Source organism: Pseudonocardia sp. ICBG1142 (assembly GCF_020496255.1).
In the GTDB taxonomy this organism is placed as follows: Bacteria; Actinomycetota; Actinomycetes; order Mycobacteriales; family Pseudonocardiaceae; genus Pseudonocardia.
On sequence record NZ_JAHLJC010000001.1, the window covers coordinates 1 to 17,486 of the forward strand.

General features: G+C 68.1%; 22 protein-coding genes and 2 pseudogenes. All 24 read left to right on the plus strand.

Annotated features, from left to right (window positions below; genetic code table 11):
* A partial coding sequence (locus KPL59_RS00005; RefSeq protein ID WP_226359513.1) for a 2-hydroxyacid dehydrogenase occupies nucleotides 1–878 on the plus strand: 878 nt, incomplete at its 5' end.
* Nucleotides 875–2,089, plus strand: coding sequence for a D-mannonate dehydratase ManD (gene manD, locus KPL59_RS00010; RefSeq protein ID WP_226359514.1), 1,215 nt, complete (start codon nucleotides 875–877; stop codon nucleotides 2,087–2,089). The genes KPL59_RS00005 and manD, both read left to right, overlap by 4 nt.
* Nucleotides 2,090–2,163: 74 nt before the next feature.
* Nucleotides 2,164–3,222 (plus strand): annotated as a pseudogene (locus tag KPL59_RS37355) (mannitol dehydrogenase family protein); the annotation flags it as partial.
* A 172-nt stretch (nucleotides 3,223–3,394) separates the two neighbouring features.
* Nucleotides 3,395–4,387, plus strand: coding sequence for an alcohol dehydrogenase catalytic domain-containing protein (locus tag KPL59_RS00020; protein ID WP_226359515.1), 993 nt, complete (start codon nucleotides 3,395–3,397; stop codon nucleotides 4,385–4,387).
* The gene (locus KPL59_RS00025) at nucleotides 4,363–4,566 is read left to right on the plus strand and encodes a hypothetical protein (RefSeq protein WP_226359524.1); all 204 of its coding nucleotides are present in this window, start codon (nucleotides 4,363–4,365) and stop codon (nucleotides 4,564–4,566) included. The genes KPL59_RS00020 and KPL59_RS00025 overlap by 25 nt, the downstream gene beginning before the upstream one ends.
* A gap of 927 nt (nucleotides 4,567–5,493) precedes the next feature.
* Nucleotides 5,494–6,492 carry a hypothetical protein gene (locus tag KPL59_RS00035; RefSeq protein WP_226359516.1) on the plus strand — a complete coding sequence of 333 codons (999 nt, stop codon included), beginning with the start codon at nucleotides 5,494–5,496 and terminating at the stop codon, nucleotides 6,490–6,492.
* Nucleotides 6,493–6,569: 77 nt separating this feature from the next.
* A pseudogene (locus tag KPL59_RS00040) lies at nucleotides 6,570–7,823 on the plus strand (phage portal protein); the annotation flags it as partial.
* A 40-nt stretch (nucleotides 7,824–7,863) separates the two neighbouring features.
* Nucleotides 7,864–8,055 (plus strand): hypothetical protein, encoded by a 192-nt coding sequence (locus tag KPL59_RS00045; protein WP_226359517.1) that lies wholly within the window; start codon nucleotides 7,864–7,866, stop codon nucleotides 8,053–8,055.
* A gap of 475 nt (nucleotides 8,056–8,530) precedes the next feature.
* Nucleotides 8,531–8,665: a hypothetical protein gene (locus KPL59_RS35330; protein ID WP_255676110.1), complete on the plus strand. Its 135-nt coding sequence runs from the start codon at nucleotides 8,531–8,533 to the stop codon at nucleotides 8,663–8,665.
* 33 nt (nucleotides 8,666–8,698) lie between these two features.
* Nucleotides 8,699–9,001 carry a hypothetical protein gene (locus KPL59_RS00050; protein ID WP_226351475.1) on the plus strand — a complete coding sequence of 101 codons (303 nt, stop codon included), beginning with the start codon at nucleotides 8,699–8,701 and terminating at the stop codon, nucleotides 8,999–9,001.
* A 32-nt stretch (nucleotides 9,002–9,033) separates the two neighbouring features.
* The gene (locus tag KPL59_RS00055; RefSeq protein WP_226359518.1) at nucleotides 9,034–9,204 is read left to right on the plus strand and encodes a hypothetical protein; all 171 of its coding nucleotides are present in this window, start codon (nucleotides 9,034–9,036) and stop codon (nucleotides 9,202–9,204) included.
* A gap of 9 nt (nucleotides 9,205–9,213) precedes the next feature.
* Nucleotides 9,214–10,128 (plus strand): phage major capsid protein, encoded by a 915-nt coding sequence (locus KPL59_RS00060; protein ID WP_226351477.1) that lies wholly within the window; start codon nucleotides 9,214–9,216, stop codon nucleotides 10,126–10,128.
* Between the two features lie 274 nt (nucleotides 10,129–10,402).
* Nucleotides 10,403–10,822: a Gp19/Gp15/Gp42 family protein gene (locus KPL59_RS00065; protein WP_226351478.1), complete on the plus strand. Its 420-nt coding sequence runs from the start codon at nucleotides 10,403–10,405 to the stop codon at nucleotides 10,820–10,822.
* A gap of 8 nt (nucleotides 10,823–10,830) precedes the next feature.
* On the plus strand, nucleotides 10,831–11,139 hold the full coding sequence (locus KPL59_RS00070) for a hypothetical protein (protein WP_226351479.1): 309 nt from the start codon (nucleotides 10,831–10,833) through the stop codon (nucleotides 11,137–11,139).
* A 24-nt stretch (nucleotides 11,140–11,163) separates the two neighbouring features.
* Nucleotides 11,164–11,439, plus strand: a complete 276-nt coding sequence (locus KPL59_RS00075; RefSeq protein ID WP_226359519.1) for an HK97 gp10 family phage protein — start codon at nucleotides 11,164–11,166, stop codon at nucleotides 11,437–11,439.
* Complete coding sequence (locus KPL59_RS00080; protein ID WP_226359520.1) at nucleotides 11,436–11,840, plus strand: hypothetical protein; 405 nt, start codon at nucleotides 11,436–11,438, stop codon at nucleotides 11,838–11,840. The genes KPL59_RS00075 and KPL59_RS00080 overlap by 4 nt, the downstream gene beginning before the upstream one ends.
* Nucleotides 11,833–12,591 (plus strand): hypothetical protein, encoded by a 759-nt coding sequence (locus tag KPL59_RS00085; RefSeq protein WP_226351482.1) that lies wholly within the window; start codon nucleotides 11,833–11,835, stop codon nucleotides 12,589–12,591. The genes KPL59_RS00080 and KPL59_RS00085 overlap by 8 nt, the downstream gene beginning before the upstream one ends.
* Entirely contained in the window at nucleotides 12,591–12,890 is a 300-nt protein-coding gene (locus tag KPL59_RS00090) for a hypothetical protein (RefSeq protein WP_226351483.1), read from the plus strand. Before KPL59_RS00085 ends, KPL59_RS00090 begins: the two co-directional genes overlap by 1 nt.
* Nucleotides 12,891–13,006: 116 nt before the next feature.
* Entirely contained in the window at nucleotides 13,007–13,345 is a 339-nt protein-coding gene (locus KPL59_RS00095; RefSeq protein ID WP_226359521.1) for a hypothetical protein, read from the plus strand.
* A gap of 6 nt (nucleotides 13,346–13,351) precedes the next feature.
* On the plus strand, nucleotides 13,352–14,122 hold the full coding sequence (locus KPL59_RS00100; RefSeq protein ID WP_226351485.1) for a hypothetical protein: 771 nt from the start codon (nucleotides 13,352–13,354) through the stop codon (nucleotides 14,120–14,122).
* Nucleotides 14,123–14,137: 15 nt separating this feature from the next.
* The gene (locus KPL59_RS00105; protein ID WP_226351487.1) at nucleotides 14,138–14,425 is read left to right on the plus strand and encodes a tape measure protein; all 288 of its coding nucleotides are present in this window, start codon (nucleotides 14,138–14,140) and stop codon (nucleotides 14,423–14,425) included.
* A gap of 36 nt (nucleotides 14,426–14,461) precedes the next feature.
* On the plus strand, nucleotides 14,462–15,043 hold the full coding sequence (locus KPL59_RS00110) for a hypothetical protein (protein ID WP_226358481.1): 582 nt from the start codon (nucleotides 14,462–14,464) through the stop codon (nucleotides 15,041–15,043).
* Nucleotides 15,044–15,238: 195 nt separating this feature from the next.
* Nucleotides 15,239–16,858 carry a hypothetical protein gene (locus KPL59_RS00115; protein ID WP_226359522.1) on the plus strand — a complete coding sequence of 540 codons (1,620 nt, stop codon included), beginning with the start codon at nucleotides 15,239–15,241 and terminating at the stop codon, nucleotides 16,856–16,858.
* A gap of 54 nt (nucleotides 16,859–16,912) precedes the next feature.
* Nucleotides 16,913–17,407 (plus strand): transglycosylase SLT domain-containing protein, encoded by a 495-nt coding sequence (locus KPL59_RS00120; protein WP_226358483.1) that lies wholly within the window; start codon nucleotides 16,913–16,915, stop codon nucleotides 17,405–17,407.
* The last annotated feature ends 79 nt before the right edge of the window (nucleotides 17,408–17,486 follow it).

Sequence of the window (17,486 nt, forward strand, 5' to 3'; positions counted from 1 at the left end):
TCGCCGAGGCGGTGGCCGGCGCCGAGGTCCTGATCGGCGGGCGGTGCCCGAAGGAGGTCGGCGTGGCCGGGCCGGACCTGCGGCTGGTGCACGCGGCCGGTGCCGGGACCGACGGGATCGTGGTCGACGCGCTGCCCGTCGGGTGCGTCGTCGCGAACACCTTCCACCACGAGGACTCGATCGCCGAGTACGTCCTCGCGTCCACGATCCTGCTGCGCCGCGGGTTCCTCGCCCAGGACCGCGCACTGCGGGCGGGGGAGTGGCCCACCCCGGCCTACGACCCGTCCGCGCCATGGGTGGACTCGCTGTCCGGTGCCGTCGTGGGCCTCGTCGGTTTCGGGCACATCGGGGCCCGCGTCTGGGACCGGTTGCGTGCACTCGGCGCCCGCGGTGTCGCGGTGACCCGGCGCGGCGCGGTCGATGCGACCGCCACCGGCCTGGACTGGGCGGGCAGCACCGCCGACCGGCTGGGTGAGCTGCTCGCCGTCGCCGACGTCGTCGTGGTCAGTGCGCCGCTGACCCCGGAGACCGAGGGGCTGCTGGGCGCATCCGAGCTCGCCGCGATGCGCCCCGGAGCCGTACTGGTCAACGTCGGCCGTGGCCCGCTCGTCGACGAGCACGCGCTCTACGCGGCCCTGCGCGACGGCGCCATCGGCGGTGCCGCGATCGACGTCTGGTACGGCTACCCGCCCGCCGGGAGCACCCACGCCGCGCCGTCGTCGCTGCCCTTCGCCGAGCTGGGCAACGTGCTGATGACCCCGCACTCGTCGGGACTGACCCGCCAGACCTTCCTCGGCCGGGCCGCCGACATCGGCGCGAACGTGCATCGGCTCGTCGCCGGCGAGGAGCTGCGCGACGTGGTGGCGGTGGCCCGGTGAGCGACCGCATCGTCGCGGCCGAGGTCCTCCTGACCTCACCCGGGCGCAACTACGTCACGCTGAAGCTCACCACCGCCGACGGCGTCGTCGGCTGGGGCGACGCGACCCTCAACGGCCGCGAGCTCGCCGTCGCCGCCTACCTGCGCGAACACCTGTGCCCGCAGCTCGTCGCCCGGGACCCCGGGCGCATCGAGGACACCTGGCAGTACCTCTACCGGGGCGCCTACTGGCGGCGCGGCCCGGTCACCATGACCGCGATCGGCGCCGTCGACCTCGCACTGTGGGACATCCTCGGCAAGACCGCGGGGCTGCCGGTGTACCGGTTGCTCGGCGGCGCGGTGCGGGACCGGGTGCGCGCCTACACCCACGCCACCGGCTGGGAGACCGCGCAGCTGTGCGACGCCGTCGACGCGGCCGTCGAGCGCGGGTTCACCGCGGTCCGCGTCCAGACCGGGGTGCCCGGCCTCGACACCGTCTACGGCGTCGGTCGTGGCCCGGGCTACGAGCCCGCCGGCCGGGGCACCGTGCCCGCCGAGGAGACCTGGGACACCGCGGCCTACCTGCGCCACGCACCGGCCGCGCTCGCCGAGGTCCGGGCGCACACCGGGCCGGAGCTGGCGCTCCTGCACGACGCCCACCACCGGCTCACCCCGATCGAGGCGGCCCGGCTCGGCCGCGCGCTGGAGCCGGTCGACCTGTACTGGCTCGAGGACGTCACTCCGTGCGAGAACCAGGAGGTCCTGCGCCGGGTCCGCGCCCACACCACGACCCCGCTCGCGATCGGCGAGGTGTTCTCCACGATCTGGGAGTTCCAGCAGCTGATCACCGAGCAGCTCATCGACCACGCCCGGGCCGCCGTCACCCACGCCGGCGGGATCAGCTCCCTGCGCCGGCTCGCGGCACTGGCCGACCCGTGGCAGGTCCGGATCAGCCCGCACGGCCCGTCGGACGTGTCGCCGGTCGCGATGGCCGCGGCCCTGCACGTCGCGCTCGCGACGCCCAACCACGGGATCCAGGAGTACATGGGTCACCCCGGACCGGCACACGAGGTGTTCCGGCACGCCTGGAGCTGCGTCGACGGCCACCTGCACCCCGGCGACGCCCCCGGGCTCGGTGTCGACGTGGACGAGGCGCTCGCCGCCCGGTTCCCCTACGAGCCCGCCCTGCTGCCGGTCGCGCGCCGTCGCGACGGCTCGATGACGGACTGGTGAGGGCCGTGCCGGCCCGGCAGCACCCCGGAATCGTCCACCTCGGACTGTCCAACTTCCACCGCGCCCACCAGGCCGTGCACACCGCCGCCGCGCTCGACGCGGCCGACGGGCCCTGGGGGGTCCTGGGCGTGGCGCCGCGCAGCACCGCCGTCGCCGACGCCATGGTCGCCCAGGACCTGCGCTACGCCGTCGTCGAGATCTCCCCGGCGGGGGAGCGCGCCGTCGTCCCGGCCGTGCACACCGGGGTGCGGGTCGCCGCCCGGGAGCCGGACGCGGTGCTGGCCGCGCTGTCCGCCCCCGGCACCCGGATCGTCTCGCTCACGGTGACCGAGCACGGCTACACGCTCGACCCGGTCACCGGCGGGCTCGACCTCGACCACCCCGGTGTCCGCGCCGACCTGCGCGGTGACGCCGCTCCGGGCACCGCGATCGGCCTGGTCGCCCGTGGGCTGCTGCACCGGGCCCGCGCCGGCGCGGCTCCCGTCACCGTGCTGAGCTGCGACAACCTGCTCGGCAACGGCGACACCACCGCCCGGCTGGTGCACGGGTTCGCCCACGCCATGGCCCAGGCCGAGCGCGAGGAGCTCACCGCCTATCTGGCCGGGGTGACCTTCCCGAACAGCATGGTGGACCGGATCGTCCCCGCGACCACGGACGCCACCCGGGCCGCCGCCGCCCGCCTCACCGGTGTCGACGACGCCGTCCCGGTCCCCGCCGAGCCGTTCAGCATGTGGGCGCTGGAGGACCGGTTCGCCGCGGGCCGCCCGGCCTGGGAGTCGGCCGGTCGCGGTGTCCCGGGCGCGGTGTTCACCGACGACGTCGCCGGCTACGAGCTGCTCAAGCTGCGGCTGCTCAACGGCACCCACTCGCTGCTGGCCTACCTCGGCGCACTGGCGGGGCAGGACCTCATCCCCGGTGCCATGGCGCACCCGGCCGTCCGCGCCGCTGCCGAGCGGGTCCTGCACGACGAGTACCGGCCCACCGTCCCGGTGCCCGCGGGCGTCGACATCGACGCCTACGCCGCCCGGCTGGTGGAGCGCTGGTCGAACACCGCGCTCGGCCACCGCACCCGCCAGGTCGGCTCGGACGGCTCGCTGAAACTCGCCCAGCGGGTCCCGGGCCCGGCGGCCGAGCACGTGGCCGCCGGACGCATGCCCCATCACCTGGCGCTCACCGTCGCCGCGTGGCTGGCCTGCGTCGCGCCGCCGCCGGGGTACGACCCCGGCCCGCATGCCGCCGCGATGCACGAGCCGGCCCGCGAGCGGCTCGCCGCCACGGCGACCGGCCCGGCCGCGGACCACGTCCGTGCGGCCTGCGCACTGCTCGGCGGCGAGCCCGGACCCGGGTTTCGCCGACCGCGTCACCGACCTGTTCATCGTCCTGACCCGGCACGGCGTCGACGCCGCCGTCGCCGAGGCCGCTGGTGGGAGGGACCGCCGCATGACCGCTCCCGTGATCCCGGATCGCACCCGCGCGGCCGTGCTGCATGCCGCCTTCGACCTCCGGGTGGAGGACATCCCGGTCGTCCGGCCCGCACCCGGGGAGGTGCTCGTCGCCGTGGAGGCGGTCGGGGTCTGCGGTTCCGACGTCCACTACTTCACCGACGGGCGCAACGGCCGCAACGTGCTGCGCGCCCCGATGGTGCTCGGGCACGAGGCGGCCGGTGTGGTCGTCGAGCTGGGCGACGACGTCGACGGTCCCGCCGTCGGGACCCGGGTCGCGGTGGAGCCCGCCGTCGGGTGCGGGACGTGCCCGACCTGCCGCTCGGGTGCCTACCACCTGTGCCCCGCAGGCACCTGCCTCGGCTCGCCGCCCACGCACGGGGCGATGTCGGGCTACCGGGTGGTCCCTGCCCGCGCGGTGCACCCGCTGCCCGACACCCTCGACACCGAGACCGCTGCCCTGGTCGAGCCGCTCGCCGTGGCCGTGCACGCGGTGCGCCGCGCCGGGGTCGTGACCGGGCACCGGGTACTGGTCACCGGGGCGGGGCCGATCGGTGTGCTGGTCGCGCAGGTCGCGCGGGCCGCCGGGGCGCACGACGTCGTCGTCACCGATGTGCACGACGCCCGGCTCGACCGTGCAGCCGCGCTCGGCGCGACCGCCGTCGTCAACACCGCCCGCGACGACCTGCCGGCCGCCGCCTTCGACCGTCTGCTGGAGTGCTCCGCGGTGCCCGCCGCGCTGTGGCAGGGCATGCACGCGCTCGCCCCGGCGGGCCGGCGACCGTCGTCGGGCAGGCGCCGCCGTCCGTCGACGGCCTGCCGCTGGCACTCATGCAGCGCTGGGAGATCGACCTGAACGCCTCCTTCCGCTCGGCGCACGCGTTCCCGACCGCCGTCGGGCTCGCCGCATCCGGCCGGGTGGACCTCGCCGGTGTGCTCACCGGCCGGTTCGCCCTCGACGAGGCACCCGCCGCGCTCCGTGCCCCGGGTGCCGATCCGCGCCACCTGAAGGTCGTCGTCCGTCCGCGCGGATGAGCGACCCACCCCACCCGTCGACCACCGCCCCGTAGCGGGGCCCGATCCATCCGAGGACGTATGGACACGAGCGGAACCACACCGGACAACACGGTCAGGGCCGCCGACCGCCCTGCCGACCCGCGGGCGACCCGCAGGGCCGCGTGGGCAGGCCTGGTAGGCACCACCCTGGAGCAGTACGACTTCGTCATCTACGGCACCGCGTCCGCGCTCGTGTTCCCGAATCATGATGGTCATCACACACGTCTGCCAAAGTCCCAGGTCAGAGCACCCTACCGCACCGGAGAGACCCTGATGACCGAGCCCCTCGTCGGAACCGACACGCTGCCACCGTACGAACCTGACATGTTTGCGACACTGGGTCCCGCGATCGTGAGGTGGTCCCTGGAGAACGGTCTCCGGGTCCTCGACGGCAAGTCTGCGGGCGCTTTGTTCGTACCCACGCGGTCGTAGTACGCGTTCATTTGCCACTGGTACCGGCTACGCGACGACGGAGAGTTCTACTACCGTGGCGGCGCGATTAGGCTCGCGCGCGGCTCGCTGAAGTCTCCGCTGGGAGCCTGGCTCGCGACCGTGGAACTCACGGGGCCCGTGCGATTCAATGGGTTCCAGTCTCGGAACCGCTGCGGTGAGCTCCTGGGTCGACGGCAGTCGATGCCACTGATTCAGATCGCGGCGGTCTCGGAGAGCCAGACTTAGAACACGTTCAACTATGTTGCGGGCTGGAACGCGCGCGGCACAGAACTCGTCAAGAACTACGATCTGGACCCCGGCAAGAAGCACATCTTCTCGCCGGGGGCCCGTAACGTAGCCGGTGGCAAAATCACCGTGGTCTCCTCGCGGGCTGCCACGATTCGCGGCTCTCGCCCGACATTGGTCATCGCGGACGAGTGTTCCGAGTGGACAGTGTCCAACGGTGGTCGACGCTTGTGGGAGACCATTGACGACAACGCGACGAAGGTCGACGGTTCCCGGGTGCTCGCACTCATGAACACATGGTCACCGGGCTCGGGCTCCGTCGCGGAAGACATCTACGATAGCTGGCTTAACGAACGCACTGGTGCTACAGTGAACGAGCGTCCGCTGTTGTATTGGTCGCGGGAGGCATCCGCAGACACCGATTGGTCGGACCCGGCGTCGATCGAACGGACACTGGCATACATTTACGATGAGTGTCCGTGGGTGAACCAGTCGCAGGTTCTGTCAAAGATCATGGCGCCGATGAAACCCGTGGCGAGTTCCATGCGCGAATTCGGGAATCTGATCGTGTCGGACCTGAGTTCATGGGTTTCGAAACAGGACTGGGACGCCAACGCGTGTGACGATCGAATCGTCGATGGCGACGAGATCGTGCTGGCTCTAGACCCGGCGCTCACCGAAGACGCCACGGTCCTTATCGGCTGTCGACTGTCGGACGGGCTCGCACAGCCGCTATTCACGTGGGACCCAGCGACGATGCATCGGGACCTGGACGTGGCGGCGCTCGACGCGGCTGTCGCGGACGCATTCGATCGGTTTCAGGTCCGCGCGTTCGCTGCGGACGTACATCCGTTGGAAGGTCGCGTGTTGGTGGACTGGCCGACCGCGTACGGCGATCGGCTGTGGCTTGATGCGTCGGCGAAGCACCTGATTGGTTTCGACATGCGCGCGTTGAAGCTCGATGTCGCGCGGGCCGCAGAACTCGTCGCAGACGACATCGCGAACAAGTCGTGCCCGCATGTCGGGGACCCGCTGTTGACGACGCATGTGGTCAACGCTCAGCGCCGCCCGTATCGAGAATACGTGTCGCTGGGGCGCGGTCACCGGGACCGTAAGATCGATGGTGCGGTGTCGTTGGTACTCGCACGACTCATGCGCCGATCGGTGTTGGAGTCCGACGCGTACACACGGCGATCTCAGGGCTCAAAGGTAGTGGTGTTTCGGTGATGCCGGATGTGGAGCTGATCGAGCGGTTGCTCGCGACGGGCAGCAGCCTCTAGTGGAAGCGGCGGACGCGGGACCGCTATTATCGAGGCTCGCAGCGCCTGGCGATGTTGGGTCTTGCGACGCCGCCGGAAATGCAGTCGCTTCAGACGGTGGTGAACTGGTGCCGGACCACGGTGGACGCGTTAGCCGAACGACTCGATGTCAGCGGTTTCCGCACGGGTGATCCGGGCGCCGATGAGCTGCTGTGGTCGTGGTGGAAGCGCAACGACATGGTGGTTGCCTCCGATGCGGCGCACACGGAAGCTCTCGTGCAAGGCATCGCGTTTGTGGTCGTCGGCCGTGATCCGGACGAGCCGTCGGTGCCGCGTTATACGGTGGAGTCTTCCGAGGCGCTTACGGTGGAGTTCGACCAGTTCGGGCGTCACTTGCGGGCGGCTCTGCGCCGTTACATTGAGCCGGAGACCGGCGAGCTGTTCGTGACGTTGTATGGGCCGAACGTCACGAGAAGCTACCAGCAGCGTCATGCGCGCTGGCATCTCGTGGACGAGGACGAACACCGGTTGGGTGTCGTGCCGGTCGTGCCGGTGGTCAACAGGTCTCGGGTCACCGACTGGTTCGGTGAGACCGAGATGAAAGACGTGATGACCATCGTGGACGCGGTGTGTCGGACGGCGACTAATCTGTCGGCGGCGTCGGAGACACTGGCGGTGCCGTCGAGGTACGTGATCGGTGCATCGCGCGATGACTTCGTGGACGCGGAAACCGGCGAGCCGATCCCGGTGTGGGAGGGCTATCTCGGCCGGTTGAACGCGCTGAGCAACGCTGAGGCCCGCGTGGTGCAGCTCGACGGGGCAAGCCTTGAGAACTTCACGAAGACGATTGAGCTGTACGGCAAGGTCGTGTCGTCGTTGACGGGCCTACCGGTGCACTATCTGGGGATTTCGCCGAACGGGAATCCGAGTTCTGCCGATGCGATCCGCTCGGGCGAGTCGCGGCATGTCAAGCGTGCTGAACGTAAGCAGTCTGGGTTCGGCTCCGCGTGGTCGCAGGTCAGTGACATCGCGTTGCGGCTGGTCGCGGGTGCACAGTTACCGGTGTCGACGACGTGGTCGGATGCGTCGACGCCCACGGTGGCGGCGAAAGCTGATGCGGTCGTGAAGCTCGTGCAGTCGCGGATTCTGCCGGTGGAAGGCGCGTGGCTGGAACTCGGCTATGACGCGGACAAGCGGGCCTTGTACCGGTCGCTAATGTCGGGTGATCCGTTGCAGCAGGTACTTGAGTCGTTGGTGCCGCCACCGCGCGAGGAAGCTCCACGCGGTGCGGTTGAGTGAGTTCAAGCGGTCCCAGAACGTCGTCGCGGCTCGTGTGAGTGTGGCAGCAGCGTCGGTGTTGACGCCGCTGTTGGATGCGGAGCCGGTCGAGTCTGATGTCGTCGCGGTCGCGGGGGCGTTGGAGTCCACGGTGCTCGGCGCCCGTCGGGTGCTGGAGCACCTGGCGGACGAGTTCTACCAGAGTCAACGTGACGTTCACGTCGGCGCGCGGTCGCATGTCAGCTTACCGTAGCGGCGCTATGGCTCTTCGGCGCTCGCGTCGGGTCTCGCGCGTGTGGGTCTGCGGCCGGGGCACCGGTTCACGTCGTTGCCACACGCGGTAGCGACCGTGACTCGACACACACGTGCTGCGCCACGGTTGCGAGTCATGGACCTGACGCACACAGATCGGTCCGCGCTCGGGTTCGCGCGCACCAGCGGCGGCACGTCGTCGTGTGCGTTTTGCCTGATGTTGATCAGCCGTGGGCCCGTGTACCGGTCGGCTGTCAGCGCGGGAGCCATGACGAGTTTCCACAATCACTGTGATTGCGTCGTCGTACCGGTGTTCACAAAACATTCATTTCCAGGTCGCGCAGAGTTCATGCGCGCAGAGCAGCAGTGGATCGATTCCACACGAGGCACCACGGGTGCCTCAGCAGTGACCGCGTTCCGGCGCTCACTGGCTACCGACGGCTCCCGGCGAGCCGCATGAGGCCCCAGGAGGACCCATGACAGACACCGACACTGGCGCCACGGCCGAGCTCAAGTTCGAGGAACTTCCCGAGCACTGGCGTAAGGAGCTCCGCGCGGTGCGCGACGAGTGCGCCCGACGGCGAAGCTCCGAGAACGCGCTGACCGCGTAGAACCAGCAGCTCACCGAGCAGAACGCGCAGCACGTGGAGGCGCTGAACACGGCCCAACTGGAGCATCTGCGCTACCGGGCCACGGTGAACGCAGGCGTGCCGCTGGAGAACGTGGAGGACTTCGCGTCGAGACTGCGCGGCACCGATGCCGCCGAGATCACGGCCGACGCGGTGGAACTCGCACGGATGTTCACACAGACACGTCCGGCGCCGACTGGGTCCACCGCGCACGGTGTCGACCACTCGCAGGGTCGCGGTAACCGTCGCGATGCTGCACCACTTGATCCCGCGAACCAGCTCCGCGACTTGATTCAGGCGCAGCTAGGGCGGGACTGACCACTACACGAAGGACGAAGACTATGGCCCCGGTGAATGTCGCCTCTGGCGCGCCCATCGATCCCCGGTTCACCGACGACATCGCGCACGGTCAGGGACGCCTCGGGCGCCCGGACACGCCAGAGCATCTACTGCCGAAGGAGGTCTCGGGCGACATCTTCACCAAGGTCGCGGAGAACTCGTCGCTGCTGTCCCTGGGATAGCAGATCCCGGTGTCGATCCGAGAGAACGTGATCCGGCGGGCGTCGACGAATCCCGAGGCCGGTCAGGTCGGCGTCGGCACGAAGCTCGTCGAGCGTGAGGGTCACCTCAAGCCGCTGTCGGGTTTCGCCTACGGTGAGGAGCGTACGTTCTCGCCGGTGAAGTTCGCGACGATCGTGCCCGTGTCGGAGGAGTTCCTGCGGGCGAATCCGGACGGGCTCTACAGCGAGCTTGCGGGTAAGCTGTCCGGCGCGATCTCCCGCGCGGTGGAGCTCGCGGCGTTCCACAACCGTAACTCGCTGACCGGTGAGCCGATCCAGGGCACCGACGCCAACGGCTCCGTGATCGGCTCGATCCCCGACGACCATAAGCTGCAGGTCAACGCGACCGACAGTCTCGTGGAGCAGATTCTCACCGGCTACGACCTGATCGTGTCGGCGGAGCAGAAGAATTTCGACTTCACCGGCTTTGCCGCGCACCCGCAGTTCCGTGCGAAGCTCGCCACAGCACGCGACCGGCTCGGGAACCTGGCATATGCCACCGGGGTCGAGTCCAAGGGCCCGGTGAACCTGACCGCGCAGGTCGGAAGCTTCCTGGGCCTACCGGTGGCGTTCGGCAAGGCGGTCTCCGGTCGTATCGGGAACAACGCCGGTACCGACGTGAAGCTGATCGGCGGGGACTTCTCCCAGTTCGCCTACGGCTTCGCCGACGCGATCCGGATCAAGGTCTCGGACCAGGCGGTCGTGCGCGGAGTCTCGATGTGGGAGACGAACCAGGTCGCGGTGCTCGCCGAGTGCACCTTCGGCTGGTACGTCAACGACCCGACCGCATTCGTCGCGTGGGAACTCGCGACCAGCGGCGACAAGGCAAAGCCTGCTGCTGCCAGCGGCGGTCGTAAGCCCGCCAAGGACCCGGAGCAGGCCTAAACACCGGAGCTGATCGCGGTCCCGGTGGAGCCGACACCGGAACCAGCGGAGTCGACTCCTCCGGCACCGGAGCCGGGACCAGCTACCGGGTCGCCCGGGCCGGAGCCGACTCCACCGGGATCAGCTACGGACCCCGTGGAGTCGAACCCACCGGAGCCCGAGTCGGACCCGGTGACCGAATCCCCGGAACCAGCGGAGTCGACTCCACCGGAGTCGCGACCGGTACGACCCCCGGATTCCATCTGGGGCCATCGACCTGCGGGAGGCCGACGGAATGCACGCGACGGTCGCTGACGTCGAGACGCTGCTCATGCGGGAGCTCGCCGACACCGAGCGCGAGTTCGCCGCGCGCATGATCGCCATGACCGAAGCACGCTTGCGGGCGCGGATACCGGACCTCGACGACCGCGTGGCGCGTGAGGCCGGTTTCGCCGACCGAGTCAACTACGTGATCGCGAGTGTCGTCGCGCGGCGGATCAGTAATCCGACCGGCGGTACCAGCAGTTTCGAGGTCATCGGGCCGTTCTCGATCCGGGACCAGTCGTCGACGGGCTCCGGCGACTGGCTCACCGCAGACGAGTGGGCGCTGCTGGGGCTCGCGACCGGGGCGTTCACGATCCGGCCGGTGATCAGTGCAGCCGACGACGGTGTTCGCCGTGGCTCGAAACCTGACTGGTGGTGGGACTTCGCATGAGGCGCCGGGTGAAACTTCGTCGACCGGGTCCACCGGATGCGTTCGGCGACCGCGCGGAGGCCGCCGAGTTCTGGGACACGAGTCCGTGGGTGATCGGGATCGCGTCGAGCCATGACGACTCCGACGGCCGCCAGAACCGCACGAGCACTCGGATCGAGTGCTATGTGCCCGCACAGAGCACGGAGGCCCGTGCAGGCGATCAAGTCAACATCGACGGCAGCTGGTTCGACGTGGACGGTGTTCCGGCCCGTGCGGAGTCCCCGTTCACGTCACGACTCGGCGGTTACGTAGTGCAGCTAAAACGATACGAAGGGTGACAGGTCGTGCGTTATGAAGGTTCCGTGGACCTGTCGCAGGTGCTCAACAGCGACAGGCTCGAACGGGAGCTTGCTGCGGTCGCTCGGCGAATCGCGCGATCGGCGCAAGCCAGCGCACCGCGACGCACCGGGGCTCTCGCGGGCTCTGTAGACGTCTTCACCGAGCGCAACAGCGGCACCACGCGCGACCGCGTGGTCGCACACGTCACGGTGAGCGCGCCGTACGCGGCATCAGTCGAGTTCGGCACGAGCCGTATGCGCGGCTCGTTCTGGCTCCGGCGTACAGCGCAGTCGGCATGAGCGACATGGAGCCGTTCCCGGACATCGAACAGGTGCTCGTGACACTGTTCGCCGACATCGCGCCGACGGTGACCGAGGCACCGGAGGGATTCACACCGCCGATGGTGCGCGTGAGCCGGACCGGCGGCTCCGACGATGGCCTCACCGATTCTCCGATCGTGGAGACCACGTGCTACGGCGCCACGCGCGTGGAGTCATGGGCGCTCGACGGTCTCGTACGGCAGCGGGTACTCGCGTGTGCCGCGACCGTCGTCGACACGGTGTTGATCGACACCGCGTCGACCGTCACGCCCGCTCAGCAGCTCTCGGACCCACGGCTGGACATCCGCGCGGTGAGTTCCAGCTACCGATTCGGACTGCGCAGACGCAGTCCCTACATGGAGGACAGCTCACATGGCTGACACGGACCTTCTCACGCTCAAGCGTGCGAAGGCAGGCAACATTCGCAAGGTTCTCGACGCGGTGGTCGCGGTGGCGCCGATGAGCGCACCGGTGCCGGAGACGTTCACCGTGGCTGGCGCGCTGCAGGAGCTGCCGCCGGAGTACCGCACGATCGGCTGGGTGTCGAAGAAGGACGGCTACAAGTGGTCCCGTGACACCGACAGCAGCGACATCGAGTCCCACGGCTCGGTGGAGCCCACGCGCCGTGACATCACCAAGGACGTCACCGGGCTCGCGATGACCGCGCAGGAGACCTCGCGGCTGACGCTGGAGCTGTCGAACAACGTGGACCTGTCGGAGGCCCGACTTGTCGACGGGGAGCTGAGCTACACGCGTCAGGTCGCGCCGTCGACGCGTTACTGGCGCCTGATCGCGATCGGCATCGACGGCTCCGGGAGCGACGCGTTCTACGTGATCAACGTGCTGCCGCGCGCGACGATCTCCGAGTACGGCGAGCTGACCTGGTCGGATGAGGACGCGCTGACGTATCCACTGACGTGGTCTGCCACCGTGGACCAGGACCTCAAGTACAGCTTCCGGCAGGTGCTCGCGGGGCCCGGCTTTGAGTCGAGGGCCGCCGACATGGACTTCAGCGGAGACTCGCCGTCGCCGTCGCCGTCGCCTGAGCCTGCGCCGAAGCCGCCGCGAGGTGGCAACGGTTCCGGTTCCGGTTCCGATGATGACGCTGCCAAGCCCGGGCCGACGAAGTGATGAGCAGCAGGTCTGAGCGCAGGTCGTGGGACGCCTATGTCCGCGAGTCCCGCGAGAAGTACTCCGAGGTCGATCTCGGCGCTGAGGGCGTCGTGCGCGTGTATGTGCCGTCGTCGACGGCGATGGAGCGGTTGTCGACGCTGGACGCGAACGACCAGTGGTCCCAGATCGACGTGCTCTTCGGCGACGAGAACGGTGCGAAGCTGCGCCGGGTCGCCGGGGATGAGCCGATCACCGCGCTACAAGCTCTCGTCACCGACGTGATGCGCGATCTGGGTCTCGACGACATGGGAAACTGATCCGCTGCTGGGAGCTCATCGACCGCTACGGACCCGAGCTGGAATACGACCTGCACCATGAGCTGGGGCTCGATCTTCTGGACTGGTTCCGCGGCGAACACCGGTGGAGCAAACTCGTGCGGCTCAGCGCGCGGCTGCCGGAGCACGGCTCGTTCAAAGCCGCGATGCTCGATGACGACGAGTACGCCGAACGCATGGGCGTTCAGGGCGACGCCGGTGCTGATCGCGTGGCGCCGAGCTACCGGGGCTATGACCCGGTGCTTGCGCGGTTGACCGACATCGCGGACCTGTTGCTGTCGCTGCGCACGACGGTGGTCGCGGTGAACTCCGAGAGCGGTCGGGCGCCGTCGACCCGATTCATGCCGAGACCGGAGACCGCGTTCGACCGGCTTGAGCGGCGTCGGTCACGTCAACAGCTCGATGCGCTCTCAGCAGTGCTTACACCAGGAAGGTGAACGACAGTGGCGCTCACGACCGCCCAGGTCAGTGTCCGCGTGGTACCCGATGTGCGCGGCTTCCAACGTCAGGTCCGCCGTGATCTGACCGCTGCGAAGCTCCAGCCGGTGCGTGTACCCATGCGGGTCGCGACCGATCGCATGGTCGTCGGCATGCGTCGCGCGTTCGACAGCGTGCAGAGCCATGCGGCGCGTGCGTCCGTGCGCGTGGCGCAGGCGTTCGCAGCGCAGATGCCACGTGCGTCGGCAGCCGTAGCGCAGTTCGCGGCGGGCTTTCAACGCGTGGAGTCGACGGCGAACGGTGTCGCGGCGCGCATGCACCAGTTCGGTGCGACGACGCGCCGGGCACTCGACAGCACGTCGGCGCCGCTACGGAACTTCCACGCGGGCTTCCGTAGCGCCGATGGTGCCGCATCGGCGTTGACCGGTCGCATGGGCTCGTTGGGTGGGCTCAGTCGCCGCGCGTTCGAGGCCGCAGCGCAACCGTTGCGGAACTTCCATGCCGGGTTCACACAGCTCGGCGCGGCGTCATCGGCGTTCTCCGGGCGCATGGGCACACTCGGCGGTGTCAGTCGCCGCGCGATTGGCGGACTCGGCTCCACGTTCGCCCGCGTGGGAACCTCTATCCGTGCAACGGCCCAGTCGATTGGTGCATCGATCCAGAACGGCATCGACACTCCACTGCGAGGTGTCGCACGGAGGGCCGGTGGGCTCGCAGCCGCCGTGGGACTCGGAAGCCTCGGCTCCAGCGCACTACAGGCCGCACAGGACATCTAGAACACGCGGCTGACGCTGACGGGACTCTACGGGTCCGCGCAGGACGCCGGGGACATGATGGAGCGGTTGAAGCGGCTCTCGTCGAACTCACCGATCGAGTACCAGGCCTACGCGAAAGCGAGCCAGCAGCTCGCCTACATGGGCGTCAAGGGCCAGCAGGCCGAAGATGTCCTCCGCAATGTGGGCGCCTCGATCACGAATGCTGGCGGCGACTCGTCCGCGATGGAACGCGCCAACGACGCGCTGCTGCGGATGGTCAACTCCGGCCGCGTGTACGCCTCGGACCTTCAGCAGCTGTCCTAGACCGGCGTCCCGATCTATGCCTCGCTTGCCGAGCACATGGGCGTCACGACCGAACAGCTCAAGAAGATGGTCACCGAAGGCGTCGTGAAGATCGACGACGTGCTGACCACGATCGGCAGCGGAAGCAGTAAAGCATTCCAGATGACGATTGCTGGCTCCGAGAGCGCCAGTACATCGATGAAGAACCAGTGGAAGATCGCCACTGACAACGTGCGCATAACGCTCGGCGAGATGCTGGAGCCCATGACCGACCGGTGGGCGCCACAGATCGCACAGCTCGGCGCGAGAGTCAGTGACGGGCTCCGGCAAATCCCCGGCACGTTCCGGGAGATCAAGAGGACCGCTGACGACTGGGGTGTCACGGCTGCGATCGAGGACTTCCGGTCAGCGGTCGCGCGACTCGTCCAGGGCGCGCTTCCGGTGTTCCGGGGCATCATGGTAGGGCTCGGCGTCGCGTTTGGTGCCGCGATGGTCGCGTTACGGCCGCTCATGAACGTGCTGGGCGAGTTCGGCGACTGGCTCTCGGCGCACGAGTCGGTCGCGGCGGCTCTGGGTATCGCGATCGGCGCGGTGTCTGCGGCGTTCATCGGTCAGAAGATCGCGGTGGCATCCGTATAGGCTGCGCAGCTTGCGTTGACGCCGGTCGTGCAGGGTTCGAAAATTGCGTGGGACGGCGCCAAGAAGTCCGTGGAATTGTGCACGAATGCGTACGCAGCGTTCCGCAACGGGCTCGCGTGGACCGTTGCGAAGCAAATGCTGGTCAATACGTGGATGAAAATCTGCACGGTTACGTAGGCGGCGTTCAACGCGGTCATGGCGGCAAATCCGATTGCGCTCGTCGTGATCGCGCTGGCGGCGTTCGTCGCAGCCATCGTGTGGGCTTGGAACAATGTGGACTGGTTCCGCGAAGGCATTCTCAATTTGTGGGCGAAGCTGCAATCGGTGGGCGACTGGATATCCAGCGTATTCACTGTGGCCTGGACGGGCCTGGGAGATGCGATCTCGTGGACCTGGAACACGCTGATTAAACCAGTTCTCGACCTATTCCACGATATCGCCATCTTTGTCGGCCAGGCGATCATTGCGCTGGCGATCGGTCCGCTGGTACTTGCCTGGAAGGGTCTCGGCGTCGCGTTCCAGTGGTGCTACGACACGCTGATTAAGCCGACGTTCGAGGCTTTCGCCGAGATGGCTAGCTGGCTGAGCGAGAACGCGTTGAGACCCGCATGTAACGGCATCAAGTTGGCGTGGCAGCTCATGTGTACTCTGATCCAGTGGTGCTACGACACGATTGTGGCGCCTGTGTTTCGGGCGTTTGCCGCTGTCGGCAGCTGGCTGTGGAACAATGCCCTATCGCCGGTGTTCGACCTGATCAAAGCTGGCTGGCAGCGGATGTCGGACATGTTCACGTCGGTGTATGGCACGCATCTGCACCCGTTGTTTCAGGCGTTCGCGGACCGCGTCCGCTGGTTCAAAGACACATTCACGTTGTTGGTCGACGGCATCGTCGGCGTGTGGGATCGGTTGCGTGACGGCTTCAAAAAGCCTGTCGTGTGGGTGGTCGACACTGTGTACAACAAGGGCATCGGCGGCCTCTGGAACCAGGCGAAAGCGATTATCCCGTTACCGGACTTCAAGCCCGCGCCGACGTTTGCTGTCGGCGGTGCTGTCCGGGGGCCCGGCAGTGCGACCAGCGATTCCATCATTGCCCGGTTGTCCCACGGCGAGCACGTACTGACCGCGCGGGAAGTACGTGCTGCGGGCGGTCACGGAGCTGTTGCTCGATGGCGTGAACGGTTGCTGACCGGCGGATTACCGGCTTTCGCCACCGGTGGGCCGGTGACGTGGCAAGAACTGTCGGCGGCGATTAAGCAGGGAATCCCACGGGCCCGCATCACTGACACTATGCGGCCGGGCGCTGCCGACATGCACGGCAGAGGAAAAGCAATTGACATTGCAGGTCCACGGCCACTAGACATGCCGTTTATGCTGTCGGTCAACCGGTGGATCGCCAGCAATTATCCGAGCAGTTACGAGCTGATTCACACACAGCCAGGCGCGGTGAATCTGAAATCCGGTCGGCCCCACACGTATAATCCACAGACCCGCGCGGGTCACGTGAACCATGTGCATTGGGCCAACGCGGGCGGAGGTCTCGCCGACACGGTGTCGGGCTGGGTCGAGTCCGGCTACAACTGGATGCTCGACAAGGTCAGGGCCCTGTTCGACGCGGTGACGGGTCCACTGCGCAACAGTGTCAAGTCGCTGTTCGGCGGTGGAGAGCTGCCGCATCTCATGGCGCGCGGCCAGGTCGACACGTTGTTCGACAGCACACGGGACAAGCTGTTCGGCATCGCGGGCGACTCCGGCGGCGCACCGGGCGGCGATGTTCCGGGCACCGGTGTTCAGCGGTGGGCTCCGTTGGTGCTGTAGGCGCTTGGCATGCTTGGTCAACCGGCGTCGCTGCTGCCGGTGGTTCTGCGTCGCATGAACCAGGAGTCCTCCGGCGATCCGAACGCGATCAACTTGTGGGACTCCAACGCACGCCGGGGTGACCCGTCGATTGGGCTTATGCAGGTCATCGGGTCCACGTACCGCGCCTACGCTGATCCCCGGCACAATTTCGGCCAGCGCGACCCGCTGTCGAACATTCTCGCGGGCATGCGGTGGTCGATCAAGCGCTACGGGTCACTGGCCGCTGGCTTCAACCGGAAGGGCGGCTACCGCAACGGCGGCTGGCTGGCAGCTGTCGACGGCTACCAGACGATCCGCACACACGGCGAGCCCGAAGCCGTGCTGACACCGCACCAGTGGTCGACGGCATCAGCGGCCTTACGTCAGGTCCACCGGGACCGCGCCACCGCACGCGACGGTCGACAGAGTGTACGCCGCACGATCCAGTTCGGTGACATCCACGTGCGGGAGACCGTCGACATCGACCACATGTTGAACCGCGCGAGTTTCCTCGCAGCCCGAGCCTAACGGAGGTGAGCAGCCGGTGATCACGAGCGTCTAGCTCGTCGACAACGACCGCGAGTTCACGTTCCAAGACCGTCGTGGG

Bases quoted from the DNA above. Each gene is read 5' to 3' on its own strand.
- KPL59_RS00080 (WP_226359520.1), top strand. From the start codon at position 11,436: ATGAGCGACATGGAGCCGTTCCCGGACATCGAACAGGTGCTCGTGACA.
- KPL59_RS00065 (WP_226351478.1), top strand. From the start codon at position 10,403: ATGCACGCGACGGTCGCTGACGTCGAGACGCTGCTCATGCGGGAGCTC.
- KPL59_RS35330 (WP_255676110.1), top strand. From the start codon at position 8,531: ATGACAGACACCGACACTGGCGCCACGGCCGAGCTCAAGTTCGAGGAA.
- KPL59_RS00085 (WP_226351482.1), top strand. From the start codon at position 11,833: ATGGCTGACACGGACCTTCTCACGCTCAAGCGTGCGAAGGCAGGCAAC.
- KPL59_RS00025 (WP_226359524.1), top strand. From the start codon at position 4,363: ATGCAGCGCTGGGAGATCGACCTGAACGCCTCCTTCCGCTCGGCGCAC.
- KPL59_RS00120 (WP_226358483.1), top strand. From the start codon at position 16,913: ATGAACCAGGAGTCCTCCGGCGATCCGAACGCGATCAACTTGTGGGAC.
- KPL59_RS00090 (WP_226351483.1), top strand. From the start codon at position 12,591: ATGAGCAGCAGGTCTGAGCGCAGGTCGTGGGACGCCTATGTCCGCGAG.
- KPL59_RS00110 (WP_226358481.1), top strand. From the start codon at position 14,462: ATGGGCGTCACGACCGAACAGCTCAAGAAGATGGTCACCGAAGGCGTC.
- KPL59_RS00115 (WP_226359522.1), top strand. From the start codon at position 15,239: ATGGCGGCAAATCCGATTGCGCTCGTCGTGATCGCGCTGGCGGCGTTC.